Raw genomic sequence first — 10,110 nt, 5'->3', positions numbered from 1 at the left:
TAGCTTTTAAGAAAGCATTATTGCTTTTTTAATTTTGGTTTATACAAGATAACTTTTGCCCAAATTATAATTAATGAATTGATTTCTTTTATAATACATTCAAATTACCTTTGTACTTTTGAATTATTAAAATGCATCCTGTAGGCGTACTAGAAAGGCCAATAAAGTAGTTTAAATAAAGAGAAGGCGAATAAAATATTATGTTTGATAATCTTAGTTATAAATTAGATAAGGCCCTGAAAACCCTTAAAGGACAGGGTAGTATTACTGAAGTTAACGTTGCAAGCACTGTAAAAGAGATCCGTAGAGCATTGATCGATGCGGATGTGAATTATAAGGTGGCGAAGCAGGTGACAGACTCCATTAAGGAAGAAGCACTTGGAAGAGATGTATTGATTTCCGTATCTCCAGGTCAATTATTTGTAAAAATCACCTCGGAAAAGCTCACCGAGCTAATGGGAGGTGTGAAGGAAGATATCGATACCAAAGGTGACCCTGCTGTGATTCTGATTTCAGGTTTGCAAGGTTCGGGTAAAACCACTTTTTCAGGTAAATTAGCTAGTTTTCTAAAAAAACAGGGTCGACAAGTATTGTTAACCGCTTGCGATATTTACCGGCCGGCTGCCATCGATCAGTTGAAGGTTTTGGGTGAGCAAATCAATGTGGATGTTTACGCTGAGCCTGAAAATAAAAATGCAGTTGAAATAGCCCAGAATGCCATTAAGCATGCCAAGCAAAACGGCAAAAAGATTGTTATCGTTGATACGGCGGGTCGTTTGGCTGTTGATGAGGAGATGATGAATGAGATTGCCGCTCTGAAGGATGCTCTTCAACCGCAGGAGACTTTATTTGTCGTGGATTCCATGACTGGTCAGGATGCCGTAAATACAGCTAAGGCTTTTAATGAACGTCTGGATTTTGATGGGGTAGTTCTGACTAAACTGGATGGTGATTCTCGTGGTGGTGCTGCCCTTTCTATTAGGAAGGTAGTCGATAAACCGATCAAGTTTATCGGTACGGGTGAAAAAATGGATGCCATTGATGTGTTCCACCCTGATCGTATGGCTCAACGTATTCTGGGCATGGGTGATGTAATTTCCTTGGTAGAAAGAGCTCAGCAAACTTTTGATGAGGAAGAAGCCCAACGTCTGAATAAGAAGATCCGTCAGAACCAGTTTAATTTTGATGATTTTCTAGGTCAATTGCAGCAAATTAAGAAGATGGGTAACATCAAAGATTTGGTGGGCATGCTTCCAGGAGTAGGAAAGGCTGTGAAGGACTTGGATATTGACGATGATTCATTTAAGCCTATTGAAGCCATTATACGTTCAATGACGCCATTAGAAAGAGAAAAACCTGAGATCTTGAATGGTACTCGAAGAAAACGTATTGCCACAGGAAGTGGTACTTCTATTCAGCAGGTAAACAATTTGTTGAAGCAGTTTAATGATATGCGTAAGGTCATGAAAACCATGAATAAAATGGGTGGTGGCCGAAAAGGGTTGGCCAATATGAAGATGTTTAAATAAAGAGAAAAATAATGAAGAACTCCTATGCAACACTACATCCAACAGGGACGAAAATGGAGGATGGGAGTTCTCAATACCTTTGAAGTTAACCGTTCTCTGAAGAATTGATAATGAATAACTTGTGATACAATAATTTTTTAATGTTGGAATCTCACCTTTTGGGATTTTGGAAAGTTAATTTATTCTTTTCTTTATTAATACTCCAATATTATTTCTTCATTATTAATTAAATCTCCTCCAGCCATCCCATAGTCCTTTGAACAGCTTTTTGCCAACCTTTGTAAAGTGCTTCACGGTTTTGTTCCTCTAAGGAGGGAAGAAAAACCTTTTCGATTTTACGGTTGAGGTGGATCTTATCCTTATCCCAGAAACCAACAGCTATTCCAGCTAGCAAGGCGGCTCCCATAGCAGTGGATTCTATTACTTCAGGTCTTTCTACTTTTACACCCAAAATATCGGCTTGAAATTGCATCAACAGGTTATTGGCCGAAGCTCCTCCATCTACTTTTAAAGTTTTCAAGGACAACCCTGAGTCTTTTTCCATGGCTTGTAAAACATCTCGGGTTTGATAAGCCATAGATTCTATGGTGGCTTTGATGATCTCATCTTTGCCAGTATCTCTGCTCAAACCAAAAATAGCTCCCCGAGCATACATGTCCCAGTAAGGTGTGCCCAGCCCTGAAAATGCTGGAACTACATAAACACCATGAGTATCTCCAGCTTTGGCTGCGTAATACTCCGAGTCAGGTGCTTCGTCAATCAGCTTTAGGCCATCTCGTAACCATTGAATGGCTGCTCCAGCAATAAAAATACTCCCTTCTAATGCATAAAATACCTGATTCCCTATTCCCCATGCAATGGTTGTTAATAAACCCGATTGGGATTGGTGTGGTTTTTCACCAGTATTCATTAACATAAAACAACCTGTCCCATAAGTGTTTTTGGCCATTCCTGGTTGAAAGCAACATTGGCCAAATAAGGCAGCCTGCTGGTCTCCGGCCACTCCAGAAATTGGAATGGATACTTCTTCCAATTGAAAAGTACCGAGAAACTCACTGGAAGGCTTTACTTCAGGTAGCATATTTTCGGGAATATTCAGTGCTTCCAAAAGTTTTTCATCCCAGTTTAAATTATGAATGTTAAACAACATGGTTCGAGAAGCGTTGGAATAATCCGTTAAGTGTAAACTGCCTTTACTTAACTTCCAAATGAGCCAGCTATCAATAGTTCCAAATAATAGGTCCCCTTTAACTGCTTTTTGTCGGGCGTCCTGTACATTGTCAAGAATCCACCGGATTTTGGTAGCAGAAAAGTAAGCATCAATTACTAAGCCTGTATTTTCTTTTACATAGGGTTCTAATCCCTGTTCTTTTAGTTCGTCACAAAGTGTTGCGGTTCGTTTATCCTGCCATACAATTGCATTATAAATGGGTTGCCCGCTATGTTTATCCCAGACCACTGTAGTTTCTCTTTGGTTGGTGATTCCAATAGCTGCAATTTCAGTGGGGTGGATTTGATGGTGGTGGATAAGTTCTAAAAGAACTTCATATTGTGAATTCCAAATTTCAATGGGGTCATGTTCTACCCATCCTGTTTTAGGAAAATATTGCAGAATTTCTTTTTGCGTAATTCCTAATATATGTCCTTCTCTACCAAAAAGTACCGCCCGGGAACTCGTAGTTCCCTGGTCGAGTGCTATTATATATTTTTTGGTCATCTTATCTACCTGAAAAATGAAAAAATTGATTTTGTTTTAGCATTCCATAAATTTTTTGATTCCACAAAAATGGGAAGAAAAATACGGTGCTTTTACAAGACGTAGCCTGTATTTACGACTTTAAAGAATAATGGACTAAATAATAAATAAGATTTGAGTGTTAAGGAAGACTTACAAATTTATTTTCAAGTTTAAGGAATTTTCGAAAAATAAAGGTACTTGGAACTATTAATTCATTCATAAAAATAACTTTTAATATTGAACTTCTTGAATTGTAAATAATGTAACTGAAATTTTGAATATTTCCCTTTTTCAAACCACTTCTACTGCAAACAGAAAAAAGTTATGCATGCCAAAGAAGCAAATTAATATCTTATGATTGAAATTCATGGTTTATTTCAAAGGTTTGATATTCACCGAGGAGTTTTTGCACCTAGGGTGAAAGTGTGGAGTATAATGAAACTACTTGTTCATCCTTTTAGTTTTTGAAGAAAATATAATGGTTCAGGCTTCTGTAGGAGTCATAAATGAATAGAGGAAATAGCGAATTAAAACTTGTTTTCCTCTTTACTGTGGGTTTGAAAGGGAACTTTATGATGCATGAAACTTATGCCGAGGGTAAGGCTTTATATTTTCATTTTTACATTGCGGATAAGAAAGAGGTAGTTCAGAACCGAATCAGAATAATGAAGGTAAAACAACTTTCTTATAAATCTCCAAATCAATCGAATTTAAGGGAGATTGAGTTTGAATACGCTTTTGACCGCTTTGGGAATGTGTTAAAGGTGGTAATGTTTAATGATCTTTATCTTCCGGCAGATTTAAGAGGGCAAAGGCTTTTCTACAGTAAAGATCTTTATAAATATAACGAACATCATGATTTGGTTGAGCATCAAAAGTTTTCCATGGGAAAGGATAAAGCTGAGGTGCTGGAAAATACACATTATTTATATGATTCCGAGGGTAGAATTCTAAAAGCTGAAACTATTAACTTTGCAGACCCTTCTGATTGCTCCGTGGAATTTTTCGAATATGATAAAAATGGAAAATTGATTCATTATAAAACTGATTATGGATTTGAAGCCGCTTATTCATATGATGAAAATGGAAAATTAAGAAAACAACTTTTCCGAACAGAAATTGATCGTGTTTCACAGAAGTTTTTTTATGACTCGAGAGGAAATATGATTGAATTTCAAAAACAAGGAAAACAGATGAAGGAAAGGGAGGAGGTGAGAAATTATCGAACCTTCGATGATCACCATCGGGTGGTGAAGTATAAAAGTGAAAAGAGAAACGGGGAGGAAGAAATTTGTCATTTTTTTTATTCTCCCGAAGGGAAAATCCAAAGAAAAGAATTTTTTCAGAACGATATGAAATTAAGCAAAGTAGAGTACTACAAAATTGGAAACCAAGGCTTAATTTCTTCCATACTTTCTAAATCAGCACAAGGGGATAAGATTTCTGAGGAAAGTATAAGCTATCAACATTATGCTACTACAAATTCCTAAACACTAATAAGTCTGCACAGGTTAAACTAGGAAAGGTTATGGCGTCCTGTTTTCATGGATACACGGAAATGGAAAGGATGAATAGTGAATTGCACCGTGTACCAGGCAATAGTGCCTAATGCCATTAGAGTTCAATCGGTGGAACATTCCATTCAAAATTAATTTTTAAATTTCAAATAAATAAAAGGGAACCGTTGTAGATGAGAACTTCATTTCTAAAGCCAGTTTTATTAGCAATTGTTCTTTGTTGGAGTACAGCTTTAGCATACACCGAAGAACGAGGTGTACTTTCTTTTAATTTGAAAGTGGGAGAAACATACCGGCTTAAAACAGTTAGTGAACAAAATATCAAACAGACTATTTTGGGACGTAGACAGGATATGAACTCCAGAATGACTTCGATTTTTGGCTTTAAGATTTTGCAAAAGGACTCCGCTAATACAGTTTTAATGGAAGTTGTATATGAAAGTTTGGCAATGGAAGTTAAAGCTTCAGAAATGCAAATGAAATACGATTCGGAGTCAAATGGGAGGGATACTACCAATTTTATGGCTGGAGTCTATGACCAAATTATCGGAAAGCCATTTAAGGTGAGTATGTCAGCTACGGGAGAACTAAAAGAAATTTCTGGTTTGGAGGCGCTCATCGAGGAGTTGGTAAATAAGTATGGAAAAAATGATGAGTTGTTAAAGTTTCAGCTAAAGACCAATTTGAATAATTTATTAGGGGAAGATGGTTTAAAAAGCCATATTGGGACACTCACAGCCATTTATCCCGCTACTCCAGTGAAGGAAGGCGAATCCTGGTCCAATCAGTTGAAGATTTCCTCATCCATGAGTTATAAGGTTGATAATAAGTGGACTTTGGAGGGAGTAGATAATGGGGAACTAAGAATAAAAGGGGAATCGGTTATTTCTGTCCCTGAAGGAGGTGGACAGTCTAATATGAACGGAATGGTTGCCAATTATCAGCTAAGTGGAACACAAGTTTCTGAAGTAGTGGCAGAAGAGGAAAGTGGCTGGATAAAAAGTTCGATAGTAAAACAGAACATTGAAGGAAAGGTGGAAATTAAGAAAAATGAATATTTCCCAGAGGGAGTCAGTTGGCCGGTCATTTTTGAAAGTCTTGTGAAAGTGAGTCGACCTGAATAGTTATTTTTGATGATCCCTGTTTTTTTTCGGGAAAGGAACCTGTTTTTATTTTTGGTTTAGGGGTTTGCTGACTCATTTTCCACCCTATTTCCAATAGGACTTCTATAAGCTCTTATTTTTAATATAATTAATTTTTACCCAAACGATTTTTTAGGATTAATAGATTTAATAAGTGCTCAATTGTTAGATTTTTCTTCAAATTAAAATGTTAAAGTAGGAAACAATAGAATGGATAAAGGTTCTAAAAAATATGGAAAAAGAATATGAAAGTTGAAACATATAAAATACAATCTCGTTTGCAACTGTTAAAAATTTAAAGTTAAAAGGCAGTTGAGGGCCTTGGCTTTTATTTCAATTAAACATTTTTTAGAAATTTTCCTACAATTAGAGAATGGTTTTACAAGAGGGGTTCCGATGGAGGTACATTATTCGCTACAATTTGTCTTTCATGTTTTTCTATATGATTTATTGTACGTTTATTGCTGTACTGACAATTGAGTTTAATATTGCTGATCTTACCACTTCCATTGCTGTACCAGGGATTTTAGGTACGGCTTTGTCCATCTTTTTAGCATTTAGAACTAATTCAGCTTATGACCGTTGGTGGGAAGCTCGCAAGGTTTGGGGGGAAATTGTAAATTATTCTCGTTCCTCCACGCGTCAAATAATGACCTTTTTGAGGGCTGGAGACTCACTTCATACAAATGAAGAGCTTCGTAAGATTAGAGAGGAGTTGGCCTACAGACACATTTCCTGGTGTTATGCATTGTCAAACAGTTTGAGGGGATTGGATCCCTTTGATGAAAATTTAGGGCGTTTGCTATCAGCTAAGGAAATTGAAGAGCTTCGCACCCAAAAAAATGTTCCTAATGCTATTCTTCAAAATCAGGCCCAGCGTTTCCGTGAGGCTGAGAAGCAAGGATTCATGGATAAATTTTATTTTTTGCGAATGGATGACATGCTCAATAGACTTTGTGATGCCATGGGGAAGTGCGAAAGGATTAAAAACACCGTCTTCCCACCTTTTTATAGCCGTTTTGCGATGATGCTTTTATGGTTTTTTGCTTTTTTGGTTCCACTAGGATTGATTGACGAAATCCATTATTTGTCCATTCCCGTTTCCCTGGTTATTGTATTTGTATTTTATCTTCTTGAAGAATTGGGTTATACACTTGAAAATCCTTTTGAAAATAAGGCTGCTGACACACCTATGACGGCCCTTTCAAGAAATATTGAAATTAATATAAGACAACAACTTGGAGAAAGTGAAACTCCGGCACCAATAAGGAAGAAAAAAGGGATTTTAATGTAAGGGAAATACCTGGTTTATTCCTATGTTTTTACATCATCTTTAAAGGGAGTGGGTAATAATTCCTAATTATCTTTCAGGGAACCTAGAATTTTTTGTTTTTAATAATTGTTTCACTAAAGAAGGATGTATTAAATTTTATTTAATGAATTTGAGAGTTTTCCAATTTTTAATTTTTTAAATATTGGAAGGTTAAGAAATAATAAAGGGCCTCTCACTACAGTTGTAAGTCCTTAAGTCCTAAAAATAACTGTTTTACTATTTGTTTTACTAAAGCTCGAATGTTATGAAAAAGTTATTGATGTTGCTAATTAGCAGTTTTTTAGTTTTTAGCTTTTCGGCAATTGCTCAAAATCAAATGAATCAGGTAAAGCAGGAAAAAGAAATTATCCCCTTTGCTATGGGAAAGGAAAATAATTATGCTGCCGTTGATAAGCCTACTAATTTGAAAAAGCATTTAACTGATAAAGCTTTGATTCGTCAAGGAATGGCTACATTGTATCCTGCCCAGGATAATTATTTGTTACAACCGAGTGAAAAGGGGTATGTAGTTTGTTTTAAAAGAGGGCAGAAGGATTATGTAGTTAATTTTAATGAAGAAGGAAAGTGGGTTGATAGTAAAATTTCAGGAATTATGAAAGATGAGGTCCCTGCTAAAGTGCAAAATGCCATTCAAAAGTCTCAATATTCGGATAAGGCGGTAGCTAATGTTAATTTTTATCAAACTCCTAAAGATGATCTGTATAGTGTAAACTTTGTGGAAGGTGAAGTTATGGAGCTTTACCAGTTTGAAGGATTTGAATACGACTATGCAAAAGTATTGGAAGAAAATAAAACTTTTGATTTAAACTTTAAAGATGACGGAACCCAGCCTGGTCCAAAGAAAACCAATAAATATCAAATTGGTTAGGAGGAGTTTGTTTAAAAATCCAAATATTTATTAGATAATCGCGAGAAAAGAAAGATAGCTTATTCGTGTAAAGAATTAGCTATCTTTTTTATTGTAAGATATTAGAAGGAAAAAGGAAGGATTTCCCTAACTAATTTTGTGGTGGAAATTGAAATTCTTTTAAGTGTTCATAGAAATTGTGAATTGGAAACCCCATCACAGTGAAAAAAGAACCCTCAATCTTTTCAATTCCAATCATCCCAATCCAGTCCTGTATGCCATAAGCCCCTGCTTTATCAAAAGGGTGATAGTGATCTACGTAGTACTCGATCTCTTCTTCCTTTAGTTCTTTAAATTTTACAACCGTGGTGTCATCAAAACTAATTTCTTTTTCAAAAGCACGTAGACATACTCCTGTGATTACCTGATGGGTTCTGCCAGAAAGCATATTTAACATTCTAATGGCTTCTTCTCTATTTAGTGGTTTACCTAAAATCTGATCTTCAATCAAGACCACTGTATCAGCCGTGATGATTATTTCATCATTTAATGGTTGCGTAAAGGCTTTGGCCTTTTTTTTGGCCAAATATTGAGCTACTGCCCTTAGAGGAGTATCTGTAGGGTAGCTCTCATCAATTGGAGAGGTTTTTACTATAAAGTCATAGCCAGCATCCAACAAAATTTGCCCTCTTCTAGGAGAAGCAGAGGCCAGAATCAAAGGTCTTTTACTCTCCTCTTCCTTTATGGAATTAAAAAGAAAGCCACAGATAACTTTAGGATAAAAATAAGTAGACTTTTGAGGCATGACATGTCCGCTAAAGCATACTTTTTTCACATCCTCTATGGATACATCCTTGGTGATAACGGCCATTTGAGCTTCATCCATCATCACTTTAGTAAGACAGTCCGTAAAACTTCGGTCAAAGCCAATATGCTTAGGGCTTCGCTGATCTTTCCTCTTTATTCCTAAAACTTTTTCAATGATAAAATAATGTATTATGGTTTGATCCAGGCGCTTTAATTCTATCGGTAACTGCCAATGAATATCAGAGAATACTTCTGGTTTTAGTTTTATCTTAAACGCCTGGTCTTTGAATAGGAGACCAAAAGCCCAGGTCTTCCCTAAAATGATTTCATTTAACTCAAAAGCGTTTTCGACTTCTTTTACCTGAAAATAATCCTTTATTTTCTCTAAAATTTCGTCGGGATTGAAATTATCTAAAGCCTTAATCAGTCGGTGAGTAGGTAAAATACGAAGGTCATCTGATTCCATATTAGTGAGGTACATCATATGGAAATTGTAGGCCTCAGAACCCTTATGGTTAGGGTTTTCCTTCATTTGTTTCTTTTTATAAGCTAAGGCTCCACCATATCTATGATGACCGTCCGCAAGGATTACCTGCTTATCTTTCAGTGCTTGAATAAACTCCCCAATAATCTTAGGATCCTGAATAATACTTAACTGGTCACGAACCCCTTGATAATCTTCTGTTTTATATATGGGGTTTTGCATGCTTTGGTCCATGTATTTTTCCAGTTCAAAGTACTCATCGGAATATAATCCATGGGTAGGGCACGTATTTAACTGTGTTTTTTCTAAGATTTCCATGCGGTCATTTACAGAACCTGGCATGGTGTTTTCATGACGAAGCAAAATATTTTCGTCCCAGTCATAAATCCTTATATCGCAAATAAAGCCTTTCCGACAATACTCCTTAGAAGTACCGGCCAAATTAAAATACTGGTAATAGACATAGATTCCCGGATGTCTATCCTGTTGAATGATCCCTTTTTTCTTCCAGTTAGCAAGGGTTTCCGCTGCACGTTCAGCCGGATTTTCGCCAGTAGGAACAGATAAATGAAGGCTGTTGTAGGGATTTTTATATAATTTTTTGCGATGTCTGTCTGACACCACGTCAAAAAGAGGAGAAGTAAGGGAACCAATATTCCCTGCAATAGCTTCATTATACCTCCAGGCTTTTAAAGGTCTTATTTCAGCCATGG

Annotated in this window: 7 protein-coding genes; 5 read left to right on the top strand and 2 right to left on the bottom strand. The window is 36.3% G+C overall.

What is annotated here, in order from left to right:
- The first annotated feature begins 200 nt into the window (after positions 1–200).
- A complete protein-coding gene (ffh, locus tag E1171_RS15355; protein ID WP_155206928.1) occupies positions 201–1,529 on the top strand; it encodes a signal recognition particle protein in 1,329 nt (442 codons plus the stop codon).
- Positions 1,530–1,755: 226 nt separating this feature from the next.
- Here ffh and glpK read toward each other — a convergent pair whose 3' ends face one another.
- Positions 1,756–3,246, bottom strand: a complete 1,491-nt coding sequence (gene glpK, locus E1171_RS15350) for a glycerol kinase GlpK (RefSeq protein ID WP_155206927.1) — start codon at positions 3,244–3,246, stop codon at positions 1,756–1,758.
- Between the two features lie 593 nt (positions 3,247–3,839).
- On the opposite strand from glpK, the gene E1171_RS15345 reads away from it, so the two are divergent.
- The 4 genes from E1171_RS15345 to E1171_RS15330 all read left to right on the top strand — a co-directional run bounded on the left by E1171_RS15345 (position 3,840) and on the right by E1171_RS15330 (position 8,127).
- Positions 3,840–4,757 carry an RHS repeat domain-containing protein gene (locus E1171_RS15345; RefSeq protein ID WP_187696481.1) on the top strand — a complete coding sequence of 306 codons (918 nt, stop codon included), beginning with the start codon at positions 3,840–3,842 and terminating at the stop codon, positions 4,755–4,757.
- Between the two features lie 200 nt (positions 4,758–4,957).
- Complete coding sequence (locus tag E1171_RS15340; RefSeq protein WP_155206925.1) at positions 4,958–5,908, top strand: DUF6263 family protein; 951 nt, start codon at positions 4,958–4,960, stop codon at positions 5,906–5,908.
- Positions 5,909–6,299: 391 nt separating this feature from the next.
- Entirely contained in the window at positions 6,300–7,220 is a 921-nt protein-coding gene (locus E1171_RS15335) for a bestrophin family protein (protein WP_155206924.1), read from the top strand.
- A gap of 283 nt (positions 7,221–7,503) precedes the next feature.
- Entirely contained in the window at positions 7,504–8,127 is a 624-nt protein-coding gene (locus E1171_RS15330; RefSeq protein WP_155206923.1) for a PepSY-like domain-containing protein, read from the top strand.
- Positions 8,128–8,257: 130 nt separating this feature from the next.
- On the opposite strand, the gene E1171_RS15325 is transcribed toward E1171_RS15330, so the two are convergent.
- On the bottom strand, positions 8,258–10,110 hold a 1,853-nt coding region (locus E1171_RS15325; protein ID WP_155206922.1), incomplete at its 5' end, for a Maf family nucleotide pyrophosphatase.

The organism is Xanthovirga aplysinae (genome assembly GCF_009711365.1).
GTDB lineage: Bacteria > Bacteroidota > Bacteroidia > Cytophagales > Cyclobacteriaceae > Xanthovirga > Xanthovirga aplysinae.
Note: the sequence above shows the minus strand (reverse complement) of the source record. Positions and strands in the feature narration are given on the sequence as shown.